The sequence below is a fragment of the Flavobacterium odoriferum genome (genome assembly GCF_025499515.1).
In the GTDB taxonomy this organism is placed as follows: Bacteria; Bacteroidota; Bacteroidia; order Flavobacteriales; family Flavobacteriaceae; genus Flavobacterium; species Flavobacterium odoriferum.
The window spans coordinates 1-25,229 of the sequence record NZ_JAMKFA010000007.1 but is presented as its reverse complement, the minus strand read 5'-3'; the positions used below and the strand labels follow the sequence as shown (position 1 = coordinate 25,229).

Annotated in this window: 26 protein-coding genes; 13 read left to right on the top strand and 13 right to left on the bottom strand. The window is 34.0% G+C overall.

The features are described 5' to 3' along the window. Together M9Q43_RS05965 and M9Q43_RS05960 are read left to right on the top strand one after the other, a co-directional pair. On the top strand, window positions 1-546 hold the full coding sequence (locus tag M9Q43_RS05965; protein WP_262318050.1) for a hypothetical protein: 546 nt from the start codon (window positions 1-3) through the stop codon (window positions 544-546). Continuing rightward, window positions 530-1,003 (top strand): GyrI-like domain-containing protein, encoded by a 474-nt coding sequence (locus tag M9Q43_RS05960; protein ID WP_262318049.1) that lies wholly within the window; start codon window positions 530-532, stop codon window positions 1,001-1,003. The genes M9Q43_RS05965 and M9Q43_RS05960 overlap by 17 nt, the downstream gene beginning before the upstream one ends. A 49-nt stretch (window positions 1,004-1,052) precedes the next feature. Here M9Q43_RS05960 and M9Q43_RS05955 read toward each other — a convergent pair whose 3' ends face one another. The 3 genes from M9Q43_RS05955 to M9Q43_RS05945 all read right to left on the bottom strand — a co-directional run bounded on the left by M9Q43_RS05955 (window position 1,053) and on the right by M9Q43_RS05945 (window position 3,933). Then, on the bottom strand, window positions 1,053-2,462 hold the full coding sequence (locus M9Q43_RS05955; RefSeq protein ID WP_262318048.1) for an MBL fold metallo-hydrolase: 1,410 nt from the start codon (window positions 2,460-2,462) through the stop codon (window positions 1,053-1,055). A 62-nt stretch (window positions 2,463-2,524) separates the two neighbouring features. After that, entirely contained in the window at window positions 2,525-3,301 is a 777-nt protein-coding gene (locus M9Q43_RS05950) for a sulfite exporter TauE/SafE family protein (protein WP_262318047.1), read from the bottom strand. Continuing rightward, window positions 3,301-3,933: a Crp/Fnr family transcriptional regulator gene (locus M9Q43_RS05945; RefSeq protein WP_262318046.1), complete on the bottom strand. Its 633-nt coding sequence runs from the start codon at window positions 3,931-3,933 to the stop codon at window positions 3,301-3,303. The genes M9Q43_RS05950 and M9Q43_RS05945 overlap by 1 nt, the downstream gene beginning before the upstream one ends. An 82-nt stretch (window positions 3,934-4,015) precedes the next feature. Between M9Q43_RS05945 and M9Q43_RS05940 the strand changes: the two genes are divergently transcribed. Genes M9Q43_RS05940 through M9Q43_RS05930 form a run of 3 tightly spaced genes read left to right on the top strand, consistent with a single transcriptional unit; the run spans window position 4,016 to window position 6,446 of the window. Further along, on the top strand, window positions 4,016-4,567 hold the full coding sequence (locus M9Q43_RS05940; RefSeq protein WP_262318045.1) for a hypothetical protein: 552 nt from the start codon (window positions 4,016-4,018) through the stop codon (window positions 4,565-4,567). Window positions 4,568-4,612: 45 nt separating this feature from the next. After that, window positions 4,613-6,220 (top strand): class I SAM-dependent methyltransferase, encoded by a 1,608-nt coding sequence (locus tag M9Q43_RS05935; protein WP_262318044.1) that lies wholly within the window; start codon window positions 4,613-4,615, stop codon window positions 6,218-6,220. Window positions 6,221-6,227: 7 nt separating this feature from the next. Beyond that, window positions 6,228-6,446, top strand: a complete 219-nt coding sequence (locus M9Q43_RS05930) for a hypothetical protein (RefSeq protein WP_262318043.1) — start codon at window positions 6,228-6,230, stop codon at window positions 6,444-6,446. Window position 6,447: 1 nt separating this feature from the next. On the opposite strand, the gene M9Q43_RS05925 is transcribed toward M9Q43_RS05930, so the two are convergent. The 8 genes from M9Q43_RS05925 to M9Q43_RS05890 form a co-directional block, all read right to left on the bottom strand. Next, window positions 6,448-7,005 carry a 2'-5' RNA ligase family protein gene (locus tag M9Q43_RS05925; RefSeq protein ID WP_262318042.1) on the bottom strand — a complete coding sequence of 186 codons (558 nt, stop codon included), beginning with the start codon at window positions 7,003-7,005 and terminating at the stop codon, window positions 6,448-6,450. Between the two features lie 3 nt (window positions 7,006-7,008). Continuing rightward, window positions 7,009-8,007 (bottom strand): metal-dependent hydrolase, encoded by a 999-nt coding sequence (locus tag M9Q43_RS05920; RefSeq protein WP_262318041.1) that lies wholly within the window; start codon window positions 8,005-8,007, stop codon window positions 7,009-7,011. Window positions 8,008-8,013: 6 nt separating this feature from the next. Beyond that, complete coding sequence (gene mnmE, locus M9Q43_RS05915) at window positions 8,014-9,429, bottom strand: tRNA uridine-5-carboxymethylaminomethyl(34) synthesis GTPase MnmE (RefSeq protein WP_262318040.1); 1,416 nt, start codon at window positions 9,427-9,429, stop codon at window positions 8,014-8,016. A 285-nt stretch (window positions 9,430-9,714) separates the two neighbouring features. Beyond that, entirely contained in the window at window positions 9,715-10,833 is a 1,119-nt protein-coding gene (gene dnaN, locus M9Q43_RS05910) for a DNA polymerase III subunit beta (RefSeq protein WP_262318039.1), read from the bottom strand. Between the two features lie 88 nt (window positions 10,834-10,921). After that, the gene (gldG, locus tag M9Q43_RS05905; RefSeq protein ID WP_408611245.1) at window positions 10,922-12,604 is read right to left on the bottom strand and encodes a gliding motility-associated ABC transporter substrate-binding protein GldG; all 1,683 of its coding nucleotides are present in this window, start codon (window positions 12,602-12,604) and stop codon (window positions 10,922-10,924) included. Beyond that, a complete protein-coding gene (gene gldF, locus M9Q43_RS05900; protein ID WP_133610940.1) occupies window positions 12,604-13,329 on the bottom strand; it encodes a gliding motility-associated ABC transporter permease subunit GldF in 726 nt (241 codons plus the stop codon). The genes gldG and gldF overlap by 1 nt, the downstream gene beginning before the upstream one ends. A 66-nt stretch (window positions 13,330-13,395) precedes the next feature. Then, complete coding sequence (locus M9Q43_RS05895; protein ID WP_262318037.1) at window positions 13,396-13,692, bottom strand: putative quinol monooxygenase; 297 nt, start codon at window positions 13,690-13,692, stop codon at window positions 13,396-13,398. 9 nt (window positions 13,693-13,701) lie between these two features. After that, on the bottom strand, window positions 13,702-14,529 hold the full coding sequence (locus tag M9Q43_RS05890) for an SAM hydrolase/SAM-dependent halogenase family protein (RefSeq protein WP_262318036.1): 828 nt from the start codon (window positions 14,527-14,529) through the stop codon (window positions 13,702-13,704). 106 nt (window positions 14,530-14,635) lie between these two features. Between M9Q43_RS05890 and M9Q43_RS05885 the strand changes: the two genes are divergently transcribed. The 7 genes from M9Q43_RS05885 to dcm all read left to right on the top strand — a co-directional run bounded on the left by M9Q43_RS05885 (window position 14,636) and on the right by dcm (window position 21,964). Next, a complete protein-coding gene (locus M9Q43_RS05885; RefSeq protein WP_262318035.1) occupies window positions 14,636-15,589 on the top strand; it encodes a PhoH family protein in 954 nt (317 codons plus the stop codon). 76 nt (window positions 15,590-15,665) lie between these two features. Continuing rightward, window positions 15,666-16,229 carry a hypothetical protein gene (locus tag M9Q43_RS05880; protein ID WP_262318034.1) on the top strand — a complete coding sequence of 188 codons (564 nt, stop codon included), beginning with the start codon at window positions 15,666-15,668 and terminating at the stop codon, window positions 16,227-16,229. A gap of 58 nt (window positions 16,230-16,287) precedes the next feature. Further along, on the top strand, window positions 16,288-17,094 hold the full coding sequence (locus M9Q43_RS05875) for a KilA-N domain-containing protein (protein ID WP_262318033.1): 807 nt from the start codon (window positions 16,288-16,290) through the stop codon (window positions 17,092-17,094). A 203-nt stretch (window positions 17,095-17,297) separates the two neighbouring features. Then, window positions 17,298-17,807: a hypothetical protein gene (locus M9Q43_RS05870; RefSeq protein WP_262318032.1), complete on the top strand. Its 510-nt coding sequence runs from the start codon at window positions 17,298-17,300 to the stop codon at window positions 17,805-17,807. Between the two features lie 260 nt (window positions 17,808-18,067). After that, complete coding sequence (locus M9Q43_RS05865; RefSeq protein ID WP_262318031.1) at window positions 18,068-19,480, top strand: hypothetical protein; 1,413 nt, start codon at window positions 18,068-18,070, stop codon at window positions 19,478-19,480. 174 nt (window positions 19,481-19,654) lie between these two features. Further along, window positions 19,655-20,605 (top strand): phosphoribosylaminoimidazolesuccinocarboxamide synthase, encoded by a 951-nt coding sequence (locus M9Q43_RS05860; RefSeq protein ID WP_262318030.1) that lies wholly within the window; start codon window positions 19,655-19,657, stop codon window positions 20,603-20,605. Between the two features lie 120 nt (window positions 20,606-20,725). Further along, window positions 20,726-21,964 carry a DNA (cytosine-5-)-methyltransferase gene (gene dcm / locus M9Q43_RS05855; RefSeq protein ID WP_408611244.1) on the top strand — a complete coding sequence of 413 codons (1,239 nt, stop codon included), beginning with the start codon at window positions 20,726-20,728 and terminating at the stop codon, window positions 21,962-21,964. Here dcm and M9Q43_RS05850 read toward each other — a convergent pair. Together M9Q43_RS05850 and M9Q43_RS05845 are read right to left on the bottom strand one after the other, a co-directional pair. After that, on the bottom strand, window positions 21,940-22,704 hold the full coding sequence (locus M9Q43_RS05850) for an Eco47II family restriction endonuclease (RefSeq protein WP_262318029.1): 765 nt from the start codon (window positions 22,702-22,704) through the stop codon (window positions 21,940-21,942). The genes dcm and M9Q43_RS05850 overlap by 25 nt on opposite strands. Before the next feature lie 86 nt (window positions 22,705-22,790). Further along, complete coding sequence (locus tag M9Q43_RS05845; RefSeq protein WP_262318028.1) at window positions 22,791-23,885, bottom strand: M42 family metallopeptidase; 1,095 nt, start codon at window positions 23,883-23,885, stop codon at window positions 22,791-22,793. A gap of 110 nt (window positions 23,886-23,995) precedes the next feature. Here M9Q43_RS05845 and M9Q43_RS05840 point away from each other — a divergent pair, with 110 nt between their 5' ends. Next, window positions 23,996-24,682 (top strand): DUF4294 domain-containing protein, encoded by a 687-nt coding sequence (locus tag M9Q43_RS05840; protein WP_262318027.1) that lies wholly within the window; start codon window positions 23,996-23,998, stop codon window positions 24,680-24,682. Window positions 24,683-25,229: the final 547 nt, after the last annotated feature.

The window sequence follows — 25,229 nt, the reverse complement described above, 5'->3', positions numbered from 1 at the left end:
ATGAAGAAAATTATTTTTCTTGTTTTTTTCGGTTTTATCAAATTGTATAGTCAAGTTGAAGGGCAAAGTTTTTGTCAAGGAAATGAAAATGACACCTATTTTCCTTTAAATATAGTTGAAAAAAAGATTTATTGGGCAAATACTTTTTATACAGAAAAGAAAGTGGACAATGCTTATATTGGAAATAAAACATATCAAAAGTTTGAACAAAGGTGGGAGAATGGCAATATTGATGTTTTGTTTTTAAGAGAAGAAAATGGTATTGTATACCAATACGATGAAGATTCTAATTCGGAATTTTTGCGATATGATCCAAAGAAGATGAAATGGACAAGCGATGAGAAAGGAGTATATGAGATTTTAACCAGAGAAGGAACGTTGAAAACACCATTTTGTAAATACATTAATCTTTTGGTAATGGAGGCAAAGTATTCAAATAATATTTTTAAATTTTATTATTTAAAAGGTTATGGTTATATAGGTGCAACCTACGCAGGAAGTTTAATATCATATGTGTCACCATATCTCAATGAAAATAGAAATTAAAATCTTTCCAACCACAAAATTCATTGGTAAAAACCTTTCATTTACTTATGCTGATTATCGTGCATTTGAATTGTGGAGAAGTTTTATGCCAAGACGAAAAGAAATTCAAAATACAATTGGATCAGAATTATTCAACATTCAGATTAACCCTGAAAATTTTGATTTTCATTCAAACACACCTTTTGTAAAATGGGCTGCGGTTGCCGTTTCATCGTTTGATTTTATTCCTGATGGGATGGAAACATTTGTAATTAAAGAAGGTTTGTATGCTGTTTTCATTTACAAAGGAGATCAAAGCGGTATAGCTGCATTCTTTAATTCAATTTATACCGAATGGTTACCAAATTCTGATTACGAATTAGAAAATCGTCCACAGTTTGAAATTCTAGGTGAAAAATACAAGAACAATAGTCCAGATTCTGAAGAAGAAATTTGGATTCCAATAAAGAAAAAATAATAAAAGTCCGACTTGTTGAAGTCGGACTTTTATTTTAGTTTTATAGAAATTATTTAAGTGTAGATGGGCAAACAAAGGCTGTCAGAGGTACATTTGTATTTCTAATTCCTGCAATTCCTTTTTCTACGTTAATCATGTTGTGGTAGCCTCTTGCTTTTAAAATAGACGACATAATTACCGAACGATAGCCACCAGCACAATGAATAAAAAATTTCTCGTCTTTTGGTACTTCTGCTAATTGTTTGTTAACGTAATCTAATGGTATGTTTTTAGCGTTTACTACATGTTCAGCATTAAATTCTCCTGGTTTTCTTGAGTCGATAACTGGAGCGGTTTCGTATTGTGTTGCGAAAATTTCTGGAGAAATCGATTCAATACTATCCGTTTCGTAACCTGCGGCTTTCCATGCTTCGATTCCGCCTAATAAGAAGCCTAAGGTGTTATCAAACCCTACACGAGATAATCTAGTGATGGTTTCTACTTCTTTTCCTTCAGGTGTAATTAATAAAATTGGTTGTTTGGTATCTCTAATTAATGCGCCTACCCAAGGAGCAAATTGTCCGTGTAATCCAATGAAAATGGAACCTGGAACATGTTCTTTTACGAAATCATTCTCGTTTCTAACATCTAAAACCAAAGCATCAGTTTGATTGGCAACCGCTTCAAATTCTTTTGGATGCAACGGCGTTTCTGCTTTTGACATCACTGCATCTAAACTTTCATATCCTTGAATGTTCATTAATACATTCTGTGGGAAATAAGCCGGAGGAGGCGTTAATCCATCTAACAATTCTTTAATGAATTCTTCTTTGGTCATATCAGCTCTCAACGCATAATTCACTTTCTTTTGATTACCTAATGTATCAGTTGTTTCTTTACTCATGTTTTTTCCACAAGCACTTCCTGCACCGTGATTTGGATACACAATTAAATCATCGCTCAACGGCATAATTTTATTGCGAAGTGAATCAAATAAATAACCAGCTAAGATTTCTTGCGTCAAATCTTCTACCAATTCTTGTGCTAAATCTGGGCGACCCACATCACCTATAAACAAAGTGTCTCCCGTGATAATTCCATGTTGTTTTCCAGCTTCATCGGTAACCAAATAACACGTACTTTCTAAAGTGTGTCCAGGTGTGTGAATCGCCTTAATCGTAACACCACCCACTTTAAATTCTTGTCTATCTGTAGCAACAATACATTCAAAATTTGGTTTCGCTGTTGGTCCATAAACAATTGAAGCTCCAGTTTTCTTAGCCAAATCTAAATGTCCCGAAACGAAATCCGCATGAAAATGCGTTTCAAAAATGTACTTGATTTTGGCGTTGTCTTTATCCGCTTTTTCGATATAAGGTTGTACTTCTCTTAATGGATCTACAATTGCAGCTTCACCATTACTTTCAATGTAATACGCTGCGTGCGCAATGCATCCTGTATATATTTGTTCGATTTTCATAACTCTATATTTTTTACAAATTTACGTTCTAAATTTTATTTCTTCTGTACCCAAAGTTACATTTACATTTCTTTTAACAAGATAATGGCAGCCATTACCAATACAAAGTAAGCAAAAATCTTCTTCAATTGGCTTTCATTCGTGTATTTTGTGAGGTACATTCCAATAAATATTCCAACTACCGAAATAGCCGAAAACGTTAACAAAAATGTCCAATCGATTACCAAGTTCTGCACATCACCGATAAATCCTACTAATGAGTTCATGGTGATGATGAATAATGAAGTTCCAACAGCTTTTCGCATTGGTAATTTAGCAAACAAAATTAACGATGGGATTATTAAAAATCCGCCACCAGCTCCTACTAATCCTATTATAATTCCAATAGTGAAGGTTTGAATTCCAATTAGAATGAGATTTCTTTTTTCTTCGTTATTGGGGTCTTGACTTTTCTTTTTCAATACCGAAAGTGCTCCAAAAATCATAATAACAGCAAAAAAAAGCATTAAAAACGTGTTTTTCGTGATGAGAATTGGTGATTCAATAATGATTTCAGGAATTCTTGGAACTATAAATTTTCGAGTTAAGTAAACTGCTATGAAAGACGGAATAGCAAAAATGAATCCGTTTTTGATGTCAACTAAGTTTTTTCGGTAGTTTTGAATCGCGCCAAATGTTGAAGTTGTTCCTACGATAAATAACGAATAAGCTGTTGCTGTAACAGGACTTATACTCATTAAATACACTAAAATGGGTACTGTCAAAATAGAGCCACCACCTCCTGTTAGTCCTAAAACTAATCCAATAAATAATGCGCCAACATAGCCTAAAATCTCCATTAGAATTGAAGGATTTCTATTTTATTTCGGTGTAATTTGATTTTTCCTTTCAATTCTAACGCTTTCAATAATCTAGAAATTACTACTCGAGAAGTATGCATTTCGTAAGCAATTTCTTGATGCGTATTTTTGATTTCGGTATCCCCAATTACTTTCGCTTTATCAGTTAAATATTTGTATAAACGTTCGTCTAAATTCATGAAAGCCAAGGTGTCAATAGCTTCTAACATCTCGTTCAAACGGACATTGTAGCTATCAAAAACGAAGTTTCTCCACGTTTTGTATTTTGTCAACCATTCTTCCATTTTTTCAACAGGAATCATTAGCATCGCGCCATCGGTTTCGGCAATAGCTCGAATACGACTTTTCGATTGTCCCATGCAACAGGTTAATGTCATGGCACAAGTATCGCCACGTTCTAAGAAATATAATAATAATTCATCACCATTTTCATCTTCTCTCAATATTTTAATCGCTCCTGTTAATAGAAGTGGCATAGTTTTAATGTAATCACCAATTTCAATTAGGTAATCATCGGCTTTAAATTCTTTGTAAATCGCTACTTTCGCAATTTCGTCTAATAAAGCTTCCTCAAAAATATAGCTGTATGCCTGATTTAAAATATCTCTCATTTGTAATCCTTTTTGTAAAGATACGATGATTCTTTAAAAATCAAATGTTACTTTTGTTACAAAGAAATCGAATTTACGCTTTATGACCTTAAAAAAATACAATAAAACCAATTTCCATAAAAACACTTTTTGCGAGTTTATAGAAGTTGATGTAGCTACGATTCCTAATATCGATTGGCATTACAAAAGCAAATCGGGTAGTGGATATTGTTTTACGGAGGAAGGCGTTTATCGTATTTCGAATCATTGGGGAAGAGCTGCAAATTGTAGATGGCGTTTAAATTCAAGGTCAACTTCAAAAATCAATAATAGTCAAAATCGAATTGGTTATGCCAAATGGACTGATTTTTATCCAAATAATGAAACTGAAAACTTTTTTTATGTAGATGTAAATTTCGATACTAAAGAAGTAACGTTTCAACACAAATACAATCCTAACTACGACGGAAAAGCTGTTTTACGAAATGCTTCCGAAACCGCAAAAGTCATCCGACAAATAAAAGAAATTTTGGAATCGGATACTTGGGCGAAATATTTAGATTTTGATGATTTGGAAGTACTTCGAAAAGAAATTATTTTAAAACTTATCCAAACTTCCACTTCTTTTGCCGAGATAAAAAGAAGTTTATTGTAAATTGAATCAGAATTTTCATAAATTTGAGAATAAACCACTCGATTTATGATGAAACGAAACCAATTACGCGAAGCCATTTTCAGACATTTAGACGGATTAGTTGTTGTTCCTGTCGCTTATTCTTTACTCAAAAAAGGAATTTTAGCCCATCTTTTAAAAGAAAAAAACACGATTTTCTCTCAATTATCAAAAGAATTTAAAGCAAACGAAGGCTATTTAAATGTCGCATTACGCGTTTTGGCATCGCAGGGTTTTTTAAAATACGAAGTAGATAATACATCGGGAAGCGTTACGATTTCAACTTTGCCAATCAGCGAATTTGCTTTTTCGCTTGTTTCTATTTACGAAGATACGTTCCAACTTTTGACTCAAACTTCGGTATTTACAGCGAACAAAATGGATTCGGATTCAATTGCGTTATTGGAACCAATTTTAAAGAAATTTACCGAAAATTATCACATACATTTTGAAGAATCCGAACATTTAAGAGCAATTCAAGAGCAAATGCTAACTCATATTGAAGGCTATTTGGTAGGACCAATTGTTGTCAATTTAGGAATGACGGGCATGTTTCACAAATATTTCATGGAAAGTTCGTTTCGTGCGGATGAATTTCACAAACATCCCGAAGCATTTGCTAAAATTCTGGATTTCTTTGTGCATTTGGGATGGTTTTCCAAAAAGAACGACAATTATCAATTTACCGAAGATGGTTTTTTCTTTGCCAAACGGGCTTCGGCTTATGGTGTAACGGTTTCCTATCTTCCGATGTTCAAACATATTGACAGTTTGTTGTTTGGAAATGCGAGTGAGTTAAGAAATATCGCTAAAAACGAAGATGAAATTCACGTTAATCGCGAAATGAACGTTTGGGGAAGTGGTGGTGCGCATGCAACGTATTTCAAAGTAATTGACGACATTATCATCGAACTTTTTAATAAACCCATTGCCGAACAACCAAAAGGGATTTTAGATATGGGTTGCGGAAATGGCGCCTTTTTGCAACATATTTTTGAGGTCATCGAACGTCAAACTTTGCGAGGTAAAATGTTAGATGATTACCCATTGTTTTTGGTTGGAGCCGATTACAATCAAGCGGCCTTGAAAGTCACTAGAGCGAATTTGATTAAAGCGGATATTTGGGCAAAAGTCATTTGGGGCGACATCGGAAATCCGGATTTATTGAATAGCGATTTGCAAGAGAATTACAACATCGATTTGAAAGATTTGTTGAATGTGAGAACATTTTTAGACCACAATCGCATTTGGGAAGACCCGAAAAATAAAACAAAAAATAGAGTAAGTACTTCTACAGGAGCTTTTGCTCATCGAGGCGTTCGAATCTCAAATAATGATGTGGAAGATAATTTGTTGGAGCATTTTATGAAATGGAGTCCGTATGTTCGTAAATTTGGACTCTTAATTATTGAATTGCATACGGTAGCAACCGAATTAACCTCTCAAAATATCGGAAAAACAGCAGCAACAGCTTATGATGCAACGCATGGATTTTCGGATCAATTTATTTTAGAAATTAAGGTGTTACAAAAAATAGCTGCTGAAGCAGGATTGCATTCGGATGTCAACTACTTTAAAAAATATCCCGAAACCGATTATGCAACGGTAAGTATTAATCTGTTAAGAGGAAAATAAAATAGAAATGGAAGATAGATTTTCAGAAATAAAAAAAGATATTCAATTGATTATTGATAACATGGCGATTAAGAATTTTTCGGAAGCCAGTATTAAATTAATTGAAGTGAGTGATGATTTAGACTATATGATAGATGCTACTGAAGATGAAGTAGTTTTGAGAGAAATCAGTAAATATCAAGTATTACTGAATCATTTGCAGATAAAAATGAGTACAAAAGAGTAGTTTAAAACAGAGTCAATTGTTCTTTTTCAGGTTCCATTTCACTTAGAAAAGGAATCGTTTCTAACACATCATATTGTTTTCTTTCGGGATTAAAAACACGAATCGTTATACCTTCGCAAGTAAAATTTAAGTTAATTTTTTGAAACAAATTGTATGCTTCTTTAAGCTGTTGAGCACTAAGTTGTCTTCCAATTGAAATATGTGGTTCAGTACTTTTATGACTCACGGGAAATTGAATTTGTTTGGGAATTTCTTTCATTATTTCAGCCATTTTGTTTTTACTTTCGGTATCGGGAGCAATAAAAAAGGCACCGTTAGTAAAGTTTTCAAATGCGTTAAAAGTAACATCAAAAGGATTTTGATAACTACAAAACGTTGTGATTCGGGATTTTATATTTTCGTACGTAGCTAGTTCGTATTCAAATTCACAAATAGTCACGTGCGCTAAAGAATTCTTACTCGGATACCATCCAATTTTAGCACTCAATTGTTCCTTGAGCTCTTTAACCGCTTCAATAACGGTTTCAGAAGGATGAAAAACTACCGAATATTTTGCCATATATTAATTTCCTTTTAATCGTGTAAAAATCTTTTCTAGCAATGCTTTTCCATCTCTTTTGGCTTTTGGAACTTCCTCAGCCCAATATATTCCATCAGACATTGGAATCATTCGGTAACTAAAAGCAAATTGCGGATTTTCAGGTGAATCATTCAATAAACCAAAACGTAAATCATTAAAATACAAGCGATGGTTTTTTTCTGTGACTAAATACCAACCTTCGCTAATTTTCTTAAGACTTTGAAAATCATATGAATTTACCAATTTTTCTTCCAATTTCCTATTTTTTGAATAAAAAGTAAAGCGAATAGGTTGCGAATCAAATAGGGAATAATCAGCAAGATAATAGCCTTTTGAAGTTGCAATATTCGCATTCCAAAGAATACAATTGAAAGCCGTTGGTTTTACAATTAATTCCTGATAATTCAATTTTTGATTTTCTAAGGCGTTTTCGAATTGATGCATCGCAAAAAGTTTCAAGAGACAAGTTAGAAGTAAATAAGAGGAGCTCATCACTAAACCTCGAATAAGATATTTTCTTCTGACTAAAAACTCTTTGTCTCTCCAAACAAAAATCAAACTAATCAAAAGTGGAATTGTGTACAATGGGTCAATAACAAAGATCGTTTTTAAGGCAAATCGGTAATCTAAAGGCCAAAGGATTTGTGTTCCCCAAGAGGTAAATAAATCTAAAATCACATGGGTAACCAAACACCAAAATGCCAATAAAGAAGCGCTTTTAAAACTAATTTTTTCTTTTTCTATTTTGGAAATTAACCAGCCCAAAACTGGCGATAAAAACATAAAAAATAGTAGAGAATGACTTAAACCTCTGTGAATGGCAACTCCTTCAACATCACTTAAAAATTTTCCCACTAAAATGTCTAAATCGGGAATCGTACCCAAAACTGCGCCATACAAAAAGGTTTTGTTTTGTAGTTTTTTACCAGCAACCAATTCGGCTGTGGCAATTCCTAGGACGATTTGTGTGAGAGAATCCATTAGTGTTTACTTCCCGATACAGAAGTTCGCAAAAATATTCCCGAGCAATTCATCATTGGTAACTTCCCCCGTAATTTCCCCAAAATAGTGTAGGGCAGAGCGAATATCAATCGCCATCAAATCAGAAGAAAGCCCCGAATTTAATCCCCATTTCACTTTCTGAATTTCTTCCAAAGCTTTTAATAAAGAGTCATAATGGCGCGTGTTGGTCACAATCGTTTCGTTATTTCTCAGTGCACCCGTATTTACAAAAGAAAGTAACGTATTTTTAAGTTCGTCAATACCAACTTTCTGTTTGGCACTTAGGAAAAGTATATCGTCAATGGTAGCTTGAATATTGTTTTTTTGTTCCTCTGAAAGCAAATCAGATTTATTAGCAATGACTACTATAGGTTTTAATGGAAACTTGTTTTTAATTTTTTCAAATTCAATTTTTACCGCTTCTAAACTTCCAGCTTCCATCATCCATCTTCCATCCAAAATAAATAGAACTACTTGCGCTTGCTCAATCTTTTCAAACGTCTTCTGAATCCCGATACTTTCCACCACATCCTTCGTTTCACGAATCCCTGCCGTATCAATAAATCGAAAACTCATCCCATTGATAACCAATTCGTCTTCAATTGTATCTCGAGTGGTTCCCGCAATGTCAGAAACAATAGCACGTTCTTCATTCAATAAAGCATTCAATAAGGTCGATTTCCCAACATTCGGTTCACCCACAATCGCAACAGGAATACCGTTTTTGATTACGTTACCCACCGCAAACGAATCAATCAAGCGTTTCAATACAAACTCGATACGTTCTAACAATTCATGAAATTGGGTTCTATCGGCAAATTCCACATCTTCTTCCGCAAAGTCTAATTCGAGTTCGATTAAAGAAGCGAAATTCAGTAATTCTTCACGCAATTTGGCAATCTCGTTACTAAAACCACCACGCATTTGTTGCATCGCAATTTGGTGACTCGCTTCATTATCCGAAGCAATCAAATCAGCAACCGCTTCAGCTTGTGATAAGTCCAATTTCCCGTTTAAAAAAGCACGCAAGGTAAATTCACCTGCCTGAGCCATTTTAGCGCCTCTACGAAGCAATAATTGAATAATTTGTTGTTGAATAAAAGTAGAACCGTGACACGAAATTTCAATCACATGTTCACCCGTATACGAATTCGGCCCTTTGAAAATAGAAAGCAACACTTGGTCATACACTTTTCCAGCCTGACCTGAGCTAGTCGAAGGTTCGACAATATGTCCCAAATGAATCGTATGCGTCTTCTGTTTCGTAATATCCTTCCCAGAAACCGATTGAAACACGTCAGCCGCTATAGTAATAGCCTCGCTACCAGATAATCGAATAATAGCAATCGCACCCGCTCCAGACGGTGTAGCTAACGCAACTATGGTTTCTTGTGGAATCATATTCTAAATTTAATCCTGCAAAGATAATTTAAAGTCAGAAGTTAGAAGTTAGAAGTTGGAAGTTTTTTTAGTAGCACAAAGTCACACAAAGTTTAGCGCTAAGTTACACCGAGTTTTCTTTTGCGTTCTTTGCGAAAAAACTTTGCCTCTTTGCGTTTAAATTTAATCCTTGAGTTTAAATAAAAATTAAAAAACCACTAAAGCCGAAGCTAAGTGGTTTTTAAAGTTAGTTAGGGTTGGTTATAAGATTTTCAGATTTAATACTGTAAAATCAAATATTGTAAATTAGTTGCTCAACATTACTGGCATTACTAGCATAGTAACAGTTTCGCCTTCATCTAAGCCGTCTACTGGAGTTAAAATTCCAGCTCTGTTTGGCATCGACATTTCTAATTGGATTTCATCACTTGATAAATTATTCAACATTTCTGTTAAGAAACGTGAGTTGAAACCGATTTGCATATCGTCTCCTTGGTAATCACAAGTTAAACGCTCGTCTGCTTTGTTTGAATAATCGATATCTTCTGCTGATATATTCAATTCAGTTCCTGCAATTTTTAAACGAATTTGGTGCGTAGTTTTGTTAGCAAAGATAGCCACACGACGAACCGAGTTTAAAAACTGAACTCTGTTGATTAATAACTTGTTTGGATTTTCTTTTGGAATAACCGCTTCGTAGTTTGGATATTTCCCATCGATTAAACGACAAGTCAATACATAATTCTCAAAAGAGAACGTCGCGTTTGAATCGTTATATTCGATTGAAACTTCTGAATCAGATGCACCTAAAATTCCTTTTAAAATGTTTAAAGGTTTCTTTGGCATAATAAAATCTGCTACTTGAGATGCTTTTACATCGGTGCGTGCATATTTTACTAATTTGTGAGCGTCTGTTGCTACGAAAATTAATCCTTCTGGTGAAAATTGGAAGAAAACACCACTCATTACAGGGCGTAAATCATCGTTTCCAGCAGCGAAGATTGTTTTGCTTACTGCAGTTGCTAATACTTCCGCAGGAACTAATGTTTTTGAAGGATCATCTAAAACTACGGCTTTAGGGAATTCTTCTCCTGGTGCGTAAGCAATTGCATATTTTCCAGAGTTAGAACTAATTTCTACAGTCGAATTGTCTTCAACGGTAAAAGTTAATGGTTGTTCTGGAAATGTTTTTAAGATATCTAACAAAAGTTTAGCTGGAATAGCAACACTTCCTTGACTTGTAGAATCAATTTCTAACGTAGCAGTCATGGTGGTTTCTAAATCTGAAGCAGAAACTTTTAATAAATTATTGTCTAATTCAAAAAGGAAATTGTCAAGAATTGGTAAAGTATTGCTACTGTTGATAACACTACCTAAAACTTGTAATTGTTTTAATAAATACGAACTCGATACTATAAACTTCATCATCTTGTATTTTAAAATCGTTAGTTAGATTTTATATTTCACAAATATATTCTAATTCTACTCAAACGCAAAAACAAATTATCAACAACTAACGGCTGTATTTTCTTTTGCGTAAGAAAGTGAATAAAAACCCAAAGATAGCTAAAATAACTATTGGTAATCCGACAGTTACCATTTGTGCCATGGTATAATTTTTATACACTTCTTCCTTGTTTAAAAGTGGTAAATCAACATCTTTGCTTCGGATGTTAATAAGTCCGTTGTCGTCTAAAAGGTAATTTACGCAGTTCATTAAGAACTCTTTGTTACCATATAATTGATTCGTCCACTTGTCGAAACCTAATTCTAATGGTACGCCTTTGTCTAACTGGTTTTTAATTACATCTCCATCCGAAATCACAATCATTTTATTGTCTTTTCCAGTCGCTTGGAACGAATTATCTTTGAAAGGAAGTACGCGATTTTGATACATCGATTTGAATTTTCCTTCCATTAAAACAGCTACTGGAAGTAAGCCTTTACCTTCGTATTCTTCAGGCGTGGTTTCTTCAGTTACCATTTCTAAAGAAATAGGTGTAGGTGTTCCAATGGTTTTCGAATATTCAGACGAACTCAATAAAACCGTTTTCTTGATATCGTTTTTCAGGATTTCAATTGGAGAAGCAAATTCAAACTTAATCCCTTCCATGTTTTTCACAATCGGGTTGGTAGAAGTTGGATAGATAAACGGAGCAAATTTCCAAGTATACTCTTGCATTTGGGTTTCGCTTCCTTGATTTCCTGATGCTAATTTAATAGGCGTTGCATATTCATCTTTTACCAATAACGGATTGATTCTGATACCATATTTAAAGAACATATCAGTCAAATTCAATTCGCGTTGCGATGCTAAAATCGTACCGGTTTCGTTGTACAAACTGTCCATATCAGCTGAAACGGCATCAACTAACCACAAGGTTTTTCCACCATTCATGATGAATTGGTCTAACACTTGTTTTTCTTCTTCAGTGAACGTTTCTGTTGGTTTTGCAATTACGGCTAAATCGTATTTTTTAAGCGCTTCTAAAGTTTGAGTAGGTTGTTTTGCTACTGAATCTAATGTAAAAGGTCCGATGTAATAACTTTCTTTAACCGTTCTTAAGAAATCGGCCATGAAAGGTTCTAACACTTCTCCGTTACCTTTGATTACGGCGATTTTCTTTTGTTTTTCTTTCGAAATTTTATTGATAGCTTCCGCAAAACCAAATTCCAAATGCTGCACCGAACTAATCACTTTTTGCTCGGTTGAAGCTCCCATTAAGTTTTTCAATAACGCCACTTTCGTGAATCTATCACCATATGTTGCTTGTGCCCAAGGGAAAACTACTTCTTGCGATTGTTTTCCTTTGTCTTCTACCGTGATGCTTAACGGTTGCATACCTTTCGCGTAGAATTCTTTCATTTTTTCTACTCGCGTTTCCTCTTTTTCAATCGGATTTTTGAAGTTGAAAATGATGTTTGAATTATAAGCTGTGAATTCTTCTAAAAGTTGTTTCGTTTCGTTTTGTAAACGTTTGAATTCTGGTGGAAAATTCCCTTCCAAATACACTTCAATATATAACGGACTATCCACACTTTCAATAATATTTAAAGTGGTCTCCGATAAGGTATAACGTTTATCTTGTGTTAAGTCGAAACGCTTGAAAAAGAAGTTGCTGATTAAATTGATAACGATGATTGCTAAAAATACAATTCCTAATTGCTTTAAAGCTTTTGATTTGTTCTCCTTCATTACCATTTCAAAGATTTAAGTTGATAAACCGTTGCCGATAAAAATAAAAACGTCACACTCACAAAGTACACAATATCGCGCGTGTCTAATACACCGCGACTCATACTTTTAAAGTGATAATCCATTCCTAAAGCAGCAAACATTGAACTGTAATTTCCAAGGAAAGAAGCAATTCCATCAAATCCGAAATAGAAAAAGAAACAACAAAAAACCGCAATAATGAATGCCACAATTTGATTGTCTGATAAAGTAGAAGCAAAAATTCCAATCGCCGTGTAAGCTGCAATTAAGAACAACAATCCGAAATACGAACCAAGTGTACTTCCCATGTCAATATTGCCTTGCGGATTTCCAAAATGCGAAATTGTCAACACATAAATAATAGTAGGAACAATCGCTAAAATGATTAAAACTAAGGCGCCTAAGAATTTTCCATTTACGATATCCCAATTAGAAAGCGGTTTGGTAAACAACAACTCAATTGTTCCTTGTTTTTTCTCATCCGAAAAACTGCGCATGGTTACGGCAGGAATTAAGAAAATTAAAATCCATGGAGCAAGTTTGAAAAACGGACTCATATCGGCAAAACCCGAGTTTAATATGTTGAATTCGCCTTCAAAAACCCAAAGAAATAATCCGTTGAGTAAAAGAAAAATCCCGATGACTAAATATCCAATCGGCGAACCAAAAAAGGATTTTATTTCTCGTAATAATAATGCTTTCATTTGTTTTTTATTTTTGTTTCAGGTTTCAAGTTTCAGGTTTTTCTCCCAACTTCCATCTCCTAACTCCTAACTCAAAGTAACTAATCTATCAACACTCCAAGCTTCAGGTTTGTCGCTAAATAAAGTTTTGGTATAAGTCCAAACGCCATCAAACAAAGCCGATTTTCTATACTTTTCTAAAGCTTCTTCGTTTTCCCAATAACTATAGGTAAAGAAAATGCGTTTGTCGTTTTTGTCTTGATACAATTCTAAGAAACGGTTTCCATCGAAGTTTCGTATGTGGTGTTTCACTTCTTCAAAATTATTTAAAAAAGCTTCGATTTTATCTTCTTGAAAACGCATTTTTACAATTCTTATGAACATAGTCTTGTTTTATTTAAATTTTACCGAAATACTATCTCTAAAATGCAATCCTAATAACGTAGCTGCAGAACCCACTGTTTTAGGATTACTCTTGTAAATAGCAATTTCTAAATAACCATTTTCGTTGAACAAAGCCAAGAAGTCGCCTTCTAAATCTTTCAGTTGCTTCGTATCAGAAACTAGAAAATCGGAATAGCTTTTGTGTAAACGGGTTATCTTTTTATTTTTAATGATGATTTCAAATTTTCTACCTCTAACCGTATCGTTAAATTGCTTTTGCGAAATATTAGTAACGCAATTTCCAAACGAATCGATATACACGATTTGTCCTTTTATTTCGGCTAAATCATCGGAAACAGATGAAGTCAATACACTAACTGATTTCAAGGATTGAATTTCCTTTCCAATTACATTCAGCAAACCACCTCTCGAAATATGACAAGCCACGGCTGCAAAAACATCCATATCACTTACATCGGTATTCAATCGGTCGTGAATAGTAATAGCAACAATTTTCTGTGGGATTTTTTTCTGAATTAAGGTATTCAAGATGCCATTATCGGCACAAATAAAGTAATGGTCGTCCCATTGCATCGCAATATGTTGGGTATCGCCCACGCGTTCGCTATCGACACCTATAATATGAATAGTTCCTTTTGGGAAATTAGAATAAGCGGCTTCAATACAGTAACTTGCTTCTAATGTGTTGAATAAGTCAATTTCGTGCGAAATATCAACAATAACAGCCTCTTTTTGTTCCGACAGAATTTTGCCTTTCAAAGCACCTACGAAGTAGTCTTTGTGTCCAAAATCGGTAATTAGCGTAATTATTGACATTTTTTTGTTTATAACTTATTTGAAATCCAACAGTAGTTTTTACTAAATTTGATTGCAAAGCTACTATAATTTTAGCGTTTCAAAAATAATTAAAAAAAGAAAGCCTTTGAACGAAAGAGTAATTGAATTAACCGACATCGCTCCAAAAGAGTTTTGGGGTGCACAAGATGCTCATCTTGAATCCATTAAGAAGTATTATCCAAAACTTAAAATCGTAGCACGAGGAACTACTCTTAAAGCGTATGGTGAGCCTGAAATCTTGGATGAGTTTGAAAATCGCTTCAGAAGATTAATGAATCACTTTACGCGTTACAACAGTATTGATGATAATGTTATTTTGAGGGTTTTAGAAACAAGTCATCAACATGACGCCGAACACATGCACGACAGAGATAAAATTTTAGTGCATGGAATAGGAGGTAAGCTAATTAAAGCGATGACGCCTAATCAACAAAAATTAGTGGATACCATTCACAAAAACGATATGGTGTTTGCTATCGGTCCAGCCGGAACAGGAAAAACCTACACGGGTGTGGCTATGGCGGTGAAAGCTTTGAAAGAGAAACAAGTCAAACGAATTATTTTAACGCGTCCTGCGGTAGAAGCAGGTGAAAATTTAGGATTTCTTCCAGGAGATATGAAGGAAAAGCTAGATCCCTACATGCAACCTTTATATGATGCATTACGCGATATGTTACCGCCACAGACCTTGGAAGATTATATTTTAAAAGGAATTATTCAAATAGCACCCTTGGCTTTTATGCGTGGTCGTACCTTAGATAATGCCTTTGTTATTTTGGATGAAGCACAAAATACCACGCATTCCCAAATGAAAATGTTCTTAACGCGTATGGGAAAAAATGCCAAATTTATGATTACAGGCGACCCAGGTCAGGTGGATTTACCCCGAAGAACGATTTCTGGTTTAAAAGAAGCGATTCTGATTTTAAAAGATGTAGAAGGCGTAGGAATTATCTATTTAGATGATAAAGATATCGTGCGTCACAGATTAGTGAAGAAAATTATTGATGCATATAAGAGTATTGAGAATAATGATTAGAAATCGATATTTATTATTGTTTTTTCTTTTTCTAGGATTGAGTAGTTATTCTCAAAGCTCTAAAATAAAATGGGGTTTGTATGGAAAAAAAACTGTTGAAGAACGTAGAGCTACATTTCCATTTAGTGAAGCAAAAAAAGTTGTTTTAGTTGCATTTCCTAGTCCATATGCGGTGTTTGAAGATGAAGAAGATGATATGCTTAAAAAGGATAGTGTTGATTTAGTTGGCTGGGGTTTGAATGTGGTGAAAACATATAAATTACCTAAGCAAGAGTACAAGTATATAGCAATTGAAAAGATTGAATTAAATCAAAATCAAATAGATAGCTTAAGTCATATTTTGATTAATTATAAATTAAAATATGATAAGTTGCCAGAAACTTATACTCTTTATGCATATGGTTGTTATGAACCTAGAAACGCAATTTTATTTTTGGATGCTGAGGATAAAGTTGTTTCTTATTTTGAGATCTGTTTTGAATGTCATCATTTTTCTCAATTGCCCATGGATAAAACAATTATAAATATCAATACAATTTCTAGCTTACCAGAAGCAAAGAAAATGTTAGATTTGATAAAAGACTTTATGAAAGCATGTGGAATTAAATATGGGATAGTTAGTAATAATTTTTTAGAATAATTCAGCTATTTAAACCAAGGAAACAAAACGATTAAAATTATCTCTTATCCATAAGGACATGGCTAAAATAAACGTAAAAGAAACCCAGGTAGCAATCATCAAGAGTAGTGAAAATGATTATATTTCAATCACTGACATTGCAAAATATAAAACTGATGATCCTAGTGCCGCTATCGGTAATTGGATGCGAAATAGAAATACCATTGAATTTTTAGGTCTTTGGGAAGTTATACACAATCCAAATTTTAAACCCCTCGAATTCGAGGGGTTTAAAAAAGAAGCTGGATTAAACGCTTTTACAATGTCACCTCAAAAATGGATAACATCAACCAATGCAGTTGGATTTATTTCAAAATCAGGCAGGTATGGCGGAACTTACGCACAAAGAGATATCGCTTTTAAATTTGCAAGTTGGATTTCTGTTGAATTTGAACTTTATTTAGTTAAAGAGTTTCAACGCCTAAAAGAAGAAGAACAAAAGCAAATTGGTTGGTCTGCAAAAAGAGAATTAGCAAAAATTAATTATCGCATTCATACCGATGCCATTAAACAAAATTTAATTCCACAAGAATTAACAATGCAACAAACTGCATTAGTTTATGCTAATGAAGCCGATGTGTTGAACGTGGCACTTTTTGGTATAACTGCTAAAGAATGGCGTGAACAAAATCCAGATTTAAAAGGGAATATGCGTGATTATGCAACTATTAATGAATTGATTTGTTTGAGTAATATGGAAAATTTAAACGCCGTTTTGATTGATGAAAATATTCTGCAGAAAGAACGATTAATCAAACTTAATCGTATTGCAATTCAGCAAATGAGCATTTTGGAAAATGTTGAAGGTAGAAAATTTCTAAAGTAAGATCTATTTCAATTTTTAGATTAACATTTAAAACAATCGATGCATATAAGAGTATTGAGAATAACGATTAACCCATAATTTGATTGAAGCTTTTCTACCAAGAAAAGCTTTTTTCTTTTAAATATGTAAAACTTTGCTGAAATTCTGTAATCCTTTTTGCAAGGAATTGACTCAAATTTGCATTTTAATAACAAAAGAAAAAAATGAAAAAATTATTTTTATTTATCGGATTATTGGGACTAAACTTTGCTTTTAGTCAAGAAACAGAAGTTGAATTTACTACAGACAATTCATGGTTAAAAGCAGGCTTAACTGCAGGTATTCCTGTTGGTGATGCTGGAGATGCTGCATCATTTACTTTAGGTGTTGATTTAAGAGGACAATATTTAATTAATCCTAATTTCGGAGTAGGTTTAGCTACTGGGTACAATCACTTTTTTGCAAAAGATGAGTTGGATGATTTTGGACTTATTCCAGCAGCGGTTTTTTTACGTTACTATTTTACACCAACTGGTTTGTTTTTTGGTGCTGATTTAGGTTACGGATTCTTAACTAAAGTAGAAAACAATGATGGAGGATTATATGTAAATCCTCAAATTGGATACCATAACAACGATTGGAATATTTTTGCTTTTTATCAAAATACATTTGCAGAAAATGATCTTGATATTCAAACAGTAGGAATTGGCGCTACTTACAATATTAGATTTTAATTTAATAGTTAATATTTTTGTAAAAAAGAGGTGATTTATCATCTCTTTTTTTGTTTTTATGACAATTTCGTAAAAGTTAAGTTGTTATTTGTTTTTGATTTGATAATAAATTATTAATTATGTTAAAATATTTTTTAATATTTAAAAATTAAAACTAATTAATAAAAAATGTTTATTTTATCGATATAAAATGTAAATAAATGTTAAATTTGATTCATTAAACCTTAAAAAACAAAAAATGAACTTAATTCCCCAATTTTATGAAAAAAAATTACTTAACCTTAATCGCGTTACTATGCTACTGTACGATTAACGCTCAAGTGGGTATTGGCACCGTAACCCCACAAGCATTTTTAGATATTAATTCAAATACACAAGGTGTCTTAGTTTCCAGAGTAGCTTTAACTGCTCGAAATGTTGCACTACCAGTTGTTAACCCGCAAGGAGGTGCGCTTGCAAATGGAACACTTGTTTACAATACCGCTACAAATGGAGTAGCTCCATTACATGTTGCACCAGGCTTTTACTTTTGGGATGGAACACAATGGGTAGCATTAGACGGAACTGGTGGAAGAGATTGGTCACTTTTAGGAAATTCAGGAACTAATCCTGCTACAAATTTTCTTGGAACTTCAGACAATCAAAATTTAATTTTTAGAACAAATAATCTTCAACGAGCTGTTGTTCGCTCAGATGGAAATGTTGCCATAAATTCTGCAGGCGACGCATTTACAAAACTATATGTTTCAACTACTGGAGCCGGAAACGATGCGGTTCATGGCGCTAATAACGATAATATTGGTAACGCTTTTTGGGGAACCAATGTTAATAATGGCGGAACGGCTATTTTAGGTGGAGCTGGTCCTGGGGCAAGTATTTTTCCTAGCACAGGTGCTGGAGTTGCAGGTTCTGGACCTTTTGTGGGTGTTTATGGTTCAAATGGTTTTGGTGATCCAAATAATGCAACTTATTATACCAATTGTGCCGGTGGTTTTGGATTGGATTCCGATAATAACGTAGCGACTTTAAATTCAAGTGCTTTTGCTAAAATAGCTGGAATTGATAATATTTCTCCTAATGGCGTTTTGGCCAATAGAAGAAGTTTGTATGGCGGTTATTTTAATGGTGGTGTTGGAGCAGGTCAATCGTATGCTTATGTTGGAATAAAATACAATGCTACAAATACGGGTACAGGTGGAACCAATTATAAAATCATTGGAAACGGAACCAATTCTACCATGATTATGGATAAAGAAAATAAACCACGTGTACTATTTTCGCCAGAAGCTCCCGAAATTTTATTTGAAGATTATGGAACAGCCGAATTAGTAAATGGGGAAGTTTATGTTCCAATTGATGAAATTTTAAAAGAAGCTTTATATATTGATGACAAACATCCGTTGAAAGTATTTATCCAATTAGAAGGTGATTGCAACGGCGTTTTTGTTACCGAAAAATCTAAAAATGGCTTCAAAGTAAAAGAATTAGCCAACGGAACAAGCAACACAAAATTCTCTTGGCACATTGTTGCCAACAGAGCAGACGACAAAGATGCACAAGGCAACATCACATCTGAACATGTTGGATTGCGTTTGCCTTATGGTCCAGTTCCTGCAAAAGAAACACAATTAGCAATCAAAAGCAATGAAAAAAATATAGTTGCCCAAAAATAATAACAGGAAAACATTTTAACGTAAAACCCATTGATTACTAGTTTGAATCAATGGGTTTTATATTTTCTAATTTTCTTGTATATCTCTTCATAACAAATTACTTTTGCACTTCAACACACCCGAGGCGAGCCGAACTGTATGGAGCGTAGCGGAATAAAACAACAACACAACATAATGAACACAATTACGACTACCAATTTCAATTTTCCAGGTCAAAAATCGGTTTACCGTGGAAAAGTTAGAGAAGTTTACAATATCAATGATGACTTATTAGTGATGGTTGCTACCGACCGTCTTTCGGCATTTGATGTGGTTTTACCAAAAGGAATTCCTTACAAAGGACAAATCCTGAATCAAATTGCTACCAAGTTCATGGAATTAACGTCTGATATTGTACCAAATTGGTTAGTTGCAACTCCAGATCCAAACGTGGCGGTAGGACATTTATGTGAGCCGTTCAAAGTAGAAATGGTAATTCGTGGTTATTTATCAGGACATGCAGCGCGTGAATATGCAGCAGGAAGAAGAATCCTTTGCGGTGTAGAAATGCCAGAAGGTTTAAAAGAAAACGATAAATTCCCAACACCAATCATCACGCCAACAACCAAAGCGGATAACGGTTCGCATGACGAAGACATTTCTCGTGAAGCCATTTTAGTCAACGGAATTGTAACCGAAGAAGATTACCTAATTTTAGAAAAATACACCAGAGCATTATACCAAAGAGGAACTGAAATTGCAGCATCTCGTGGTTTAATCTTAGTAGATACGAAATACGAATTCGGGAAAACAAAGGACGGACAAATCGTATTAATCGACGAAATCCACACACCTGATTCTTCTCGTTATTTCTACGCAGAAGGCTACCAAGAAAGACAAAACAACAACGAAGAACAAAAACAATTATCAAAAGAGTTCGTGCGTCGTTGGTTAATTGAAAACGGGTTCCAAGGAAAAGAAGGACAACAAATTCCGTTTATGTCAGACGAATACATTGAAACGGTTTCAGAACGTTACATTGAGTTATTCGAAAACATCATTGGAGAAAAATTCGTAAAAGCGGATATTTCCAATATCAACGAGCGAATTGAGAAAAACGTTTTGAGTTATTTACAGAATAGATAAGATATAGAAAATCCCGCGAAAGCGGGATTTTTTGTGTTTTAATTTTCAATTTTAATTTTTGAAATTTAAAATATTTTACATTATATTTGTAACCAATGTCTAATGTTGTATAATTTGGTTATGAGTGAATATTTAACTATTTCAGAAACAGCAAAATTGCTAAACAAGAGTACTAAAACACTTCGTCGATGGGATGAAGAAGGAAAACTTACTGCTGTTCGAGAACCTATGAGTAATTATAGAGTTTATCGCAGAAATGATGTTGAAACTTTATTCGCTGAATTTCTTCAAACAGATATAAAGGAAACAGTTTCAAATTTTGTTATTCCTAATTACGAGTATAATGTTTTAGAACTTTTTGCTGGAGCAGGAGGATTGGCAGTTGGTATGGAAAAAGCTGGGTTGAAATGCGTAGCATTAAATGAAATAGATAAGCATGCATGTGAAACTTTGAGAAAAAATCGTCCTAATTGGAATGTTCTTGAAGGTGATATAAAAAATTTCAATTTTACAGAATATCACAATCAAGTAGATGTTGTAACTGGTGGTTTTCCTTGTCAAGCTTTTAGTTATGCTGGAAAAAGGTTGGGTTTTGAAGATGCAAGAGGAACATTGTTTTATGAATTTGCTCGTGTAGTTAAGGAAGTCAACCCTCCAATATGTATAGGAGAGAATGTAAAAGGTCTTTTAAATCACGATAATGGTAAAACTTTAAAAGGAATGATTTCTATTTTAGATGAAATAGGATATAATGTAATGCCTGTAAAAGTTTTAAAAGCTATTAATTTTAAAGTACCTCAAAAAAGGGAAAGATTAATATTGGTAGGAATTAGAAAAGATATTAATCAGAAATATGAATATCCAAAACCATACAAGAAAATATATAACCTTTCTGATGCTTTAAAAAAAGGAGAATTGTTTAGTTCAAATGTTCCTAAATCAGCAGGTGCTAAATACCCTGAAAGTAAAAAAAGTGTATTAGATTTAGTTCCTCCGAAAGGTTACTGGAGAGATTTACCTTTAGAAATTCAAAAAGATTTTATGGGAGCAAGTTTTTATTTAGGTGGTGGAAAAACAGGAATGGCAAGACGAATTGGTTGGGATGAACCGTGTTTGACATTAACTTGTAGTCCAGCACAAAAACAAACAGAACGCTGTCACCCTGATGAAACTCGTCCCTTTACAGTTCGTGAATATGCAAGAATTCAAACTTTTCCAGATGATTGGGAATTCTCTGGTTCAATAGCTCATCAATATAAGCAAATTGGAAATGCTGTTCCTGTAAATCTGGGAAGAGAAGTGGGATATTCTATTATAAAGTTTTTAAATGAATATTACAATTTATTGAATCCAAGATAATAACTATAATTTTCAAAAGTTATTTGATTTAATATAGTTCGTTTTGATTTTTTCGTTTCGGCATTAATTTCTTCTAAAGCAGAATTTTCTTTTTCAATATTTTCTGATTTTGATGACTTTAAATAGTCATCAATAGCTTTTGGTAAAGCTTTATATAACTTGAAAAGAGCATCTTCTTGACCAGAAAGTAATGCATAAAATTGATCGCCAGAAATTTTAAAAACTCTTGAATGACTATATTCTTTCCCGTTGATTTCACCTTTCCAATGTTCATTGAAACTATTCTTTGCTAAAATTTGTACCCAATAACATTTAGCTTTTTTATAGTCATCTGCATAACGAGCTAATTTTTGAAATAAAGCTTCAGAAGAACTACTGTTCATCGTATTGTGTTTATTTTTAATATCGGCAAAAAGAGTATTGTCATTAGCTTTAATATCAAAGCCACTTAGTTTACCTACTTCAAAACCTTTAATTCCGCCAAGAACTTGTTCATGGAAAGTTCCAATAGAATTATTTATTGACTTATCTATTTGTCTAAGAATTTCTGATTGTATTAAATCTTCTTCATCTATATTGTTGAATTTGGAGTCAAAAGTTAACTTTATTGTATCTACTTTATTTGAATAAAAACTTTTTTTGGACACATTGTTTTTGGCTTTCAAATAAGATTTGTGTAAATTCGCTACACAATTTAAAAGATGTTCGTCTGAAATAAAGTCTACGTATTTATTTGCCATTGCAATTAATTTGTCGGATTTTGATTGCTAAATTACAAAAAAAAGTCCCCAAAATGAGGACTTTTAAATTTTATGAGAAAAAACTATTATTTAAAATAACTAAACGTTTCGTTATTTTCAATTTTCAATAATGTTTCGTAAATCAATTTAATTACATTTTCTACGTCGTCGCGGTGTACCATTTCTACGGTTGTGTGCATATAACGCAACGGTAACGAAATCAAAGCCGAGGCAACTCCGCCATTGCTATACGCAAAAGCATCGGTATCGGTTCCCGTAACTCTAGAAGTCGCATGGCGTTGGAAAGGTATTTTGTTTTCTACCGCTGTGTCCACAATCATTTCACGTAACACGTTTTGTGTTGCAGGAGCGTACGCAATAACCGGTCCGCGTCCCATTTTTAAATCACCTTCAATTTTTTTGTCAATCATTGGAGTCGTGGTGTCGTGGCAAACATCGGTAACTATGGCAACGTTCGGTTTAATGCGTTGGGTAATCATTTCGGCACCACGCAAACCAATTTCCTCCTGCACCGAGTTTACGATGTACAATCCAAAAGGCAATTTCTTTTTGTTCTCCTTTAATAAACGCGCTACTTCGGCAATCATAAAACCACCCATGCGGTTATCAATGGCTCTACACACAAATTTATCGTGGTTCAAAATCTCAAAATTGTCTGGATACGTAATCACACAACCCACATGAACGCCTAAAGCTTCTACTTCAGCTTTCGTGGAGCAACCACAATCGATAAATATGTTTTCAATTTTTGCTGTTTCTTCTGCTTTTCCGCTTCTTCCTCTAGTATGAATCGCTGGCCAACCAAAAACACCACGCACAATTCCTTTCTTCGTATGAATGTTCACACGCTTCGATGGCGCAATCTGATGATCCGAACCTCCGTTTCTAATCACGTAAATTAATCCGTCATCGGTAATGTAATTCACATACCACGAAATTTCATCGGCATGACCTTCAATAATTACTTTATAAGGTGCGTCGGGATTAATAACTCCAACAGCACTTCCGTAGGTATCGGTAATAAAGGTATCAACATATGGTTTTAAATAGTCCATCCAAAGTTTTTGCCCTTCCGATTCGTATCCTGTTGGAGAAGCATTATTCAAATAATTTTCCAAAAAAGTCATCGACGACTTCTTTAATATCGATTTTGTACTCATAGTAACTATAATTTTTTGCTAAAATATAAATAAGTCTAATTAGTTTCATATAAATTCAATAATTTTGGTTTACTTTTTGATATTACATTTTTCAAACAAGTAATTTTAATATGTGTAAAATAAAAATCGCCGGCTTTTTAATACTATTCTTTAGTCTTAACACTTTTTCACAAACCGAAAAAGATACATTAGTCATGACCGCTCAAGACTCGTCAATCATTTATTCTATGGAATTAAGAGAAATTGTGGTTTCGCCCGATGGAGTTACTTCAATCAATGACGAAGACCGAAAAGCAAAACTAATTTTAAAGCGTAGAATTTTTAGAGTGTATCCGTATGCAAAACTTACTGCAGATAAGTTAACACAAATGGATGCAACAATGGCTAAATTAAAAACCGATAGAGAGAAAAAGAAATATTTTAAAATAGTTGAAAAATATTTAGAAGAAGAGTTTGAACCAAAACTTAAAAAATTGTCTCGCAAAGACGGTCAAATCTTGGTCAAATTAATCAACAGACAAACCGGAGTTTCAACCTATAACCTAATTAAAGAATACAAAAGCGGTTGGAAAGCCTTCTGGGCAAATTCAACTGCAAGATTATTTAGCATCAACCTAAAAACAGAATACCGTCCTTATGAAGTCAAAGAAGACTACCATATAGAAGGTATTCTAACCGCTGCATTCGATTTAAGACAACTCACTAAACAAGAAGCGGCAAAACCTATCGATTATGATAAGTTAAACATTTTTTGGATAAACAAAGCCAAAGCTGCTACTAAGGAAGAATCAAAATAATTTTCAGAAGCACACTTCAGTATTCCATAAAACTCCTAGTCCCGCTGTCCACTATATCCACGCTAAGGCGTGGGATGCCGTTCCCATCGGGGCTAAACAAGACGTTTTGCATTCCAGATAACTATTCCACTGGCTCCCAAAGCGAGCACTAATCCCTCGCGACTGCGAGCAATCCTTCCTCGCCATGCGAGCAATTGTCATTCCGTAGAAGAGAAATCCCGCAAAGCGTGTCATTCCGCCGAAGTAGGAATCTCCTGCGAGCAGGCTTTTGCTTAACGCAGTTAAGCCCACAACTGAAAACGGAATCCACTATTATATATGTATAAGATTTCCTCCTTCGAATGGGGCTAGGGGATGTAACCACAATATTTGAAAACTTCACTATTCAAAATTCGTTAATCGTTATTCAACATTCAAACAATCCACTTCGCGACCTTCGCGCTTGCTTCGCGTTCCTTACGGCAACCCCTAAAAAAACTTTCCTATATTAAATCCTTGTTATCAGAGAGTTAAGAAAAACACACAAAAAAACATCAAAAAAAGATTA

Bases quoted from the DNA above. Each gene is read 5' to 3' on its own strand.
- M9Q43_RS05965 (WP_262318050.1), top strand. From the start codon at position 1: ATGAAGAAAATTATTTTTCTTGTTTTTTTCGGTTTTATCAAATTGTAT.
- M9Q43_RS05960 (WP_262318049.1), top strand. From the start codon at position 530: ATGAAAATAGAAATTAAAATCTTTCCAACCACAAAATTCATTGGTAAA.
- M9Q43_RS05955 (WP_262318048.1), bottom strand. From the start codon at position 2,462: ATGAAAATCGAACAAATATATACAGGATGCATTGCGCACGCAGCGTAT.
- M9Q43_RS05950 (WP_262318047.1), bottom strand. From the start codon at position 3,301: ATGGAGATTTTAGGCTATGTTGGCGCATTATTTATTGGATTAGTTTTA.
- M9Q43_RS05945 (WP_262318046.1), bottom strand. From the start codon at position 3,933: ATGAGAGATATTTTAAATCAGGCATACAGCTATATTTTTGAGGAAGCT.
- M9Q43_RS05940 (WP_262318045.1), top strand. From the start codon at position 4,016: ATGACCTTAAAAAAATACAATAAAACCAATTTCCATAAAAACACTTTT.
- M9Q43_RS05935 (WP_262318044.1), top strand. From the start codon at position 4,613: ATGATGAAACGAAACCAATTACGCGAAGCCATTTTCAGACATTTAGAC.
- M9Q43_RS05930 (WP_262318043.1), top strand. From the start codon at position 6,228: ATGGAAGATAGATTTTCAGAAATAAAAAAAGATATTCAATTGATTATT.
- M9Q43_RS05925 (WP_262318042.1), bottom strand. From the start codon at position 7,005: ATGGCAAAATATTCGGTAGTTTTTCATCCTTCTGAAACCGTTATTGAA.
- M9Q43_RS05920 (WP_262318041.1), bottom strand. From the start codon at position 8,007: ATGGATTCTCTCACACAAATCGTCCTAGGAATTGCCACAGCCGAATTG.
- mnmE (WP_262318040.1), bottom strand. From the start codon at position 9,429: ATGATTCCACAAGAAACCATAGTTGCGTTAGCTACACCGTCTGGAGCG.
- dnaN (WP_262318039.1), bottom strand. From the start codon at position 10,833: ATGAAGTTTATAGTATCGAGTTCGTATTTATTAAAACAATTACAAGTT.
- gldG (WP_408611245.1), bottom strand. From the start codon at position 12,604: ATGAAGGAGAACAAATCAAAAGCTTTAAAGCAATTAGGAATTGTATTT.
- gldF (WP_133610940.1), bottom strand. From the start codon at position 13,329: ATGAAAGCATTATTATTACGAGAAATAAAATCCTTTTTTGGTTCGCCG.
- M9Q43_RS05895 (WP_262318037.1), bottom strand. From the start codon at position 13,692: ATGTTCATAAGAATTGTAAAAATGCGTTTTCAAGAAGATAAAATCGAA.
- M9Q43_RS05890 (WP_262318036.1), bottom strand. From the start codon at position 14,529: ATGTCAATAATTACGCTAATTACCGATTTTGGACACAAAGACTACTTC.
- M9Q43_RS05875 (WP_262318033.1), top strand. From the start codon at position 16,288: ATGGCTAAAATAAACGTAAAAGAAACCCAGGTAGCAATCATCAAGAGT.
- M9Q43_RS05870 (WP_262318032.1), top strand. From the start codon at position 17,298: ATGAAAAAATTATTTTTATTTATCGGATTATTGGGACTAAACTTTGCT.
- M9Q43_RS05865 (WP_262318031.1), top strand. From the start codon at position 18,068: ATGAAAAAAAATTACTTAACCTTAATCGCGTTACTATGCTACTGTACG.
- M9Q43_RS05860 (WP_262318030.1), top strand. From the start codon at position 19,655: ATGAACACAATTACGACTACCAATTTCAATTTTCCAGGTCAAAAATCG.
- dcm (WP_408611244.1), top strand. From the start codon at position 20,726: ATGAGTGAATATTTAACTATTTCAGAAACAGCAAAATTGCTAAACAAG.
- M9Q43_RS05850 (WP_262318029.1), bottom strand. From the start codon at position 22,704: ATGGCAAATAAATACGTAGACTTTATTTCAGACGAACATCTTTTAAAT.
- M9Q43_RS05845 (WP_262318028.1), bottom strand. From the start codon at position 23,885: ATGAGTACAAAATCGATATTAAAGAAGTCGTCGATGACTTTTTTGGAA.
- M9Q43_RS05840 (WP_262318027.1), top strand. From the start codon at position 23,996: ATGTGTAAAATAAAAATCGCCGGCTTTTTAATACTATTCTTTAGTCTT.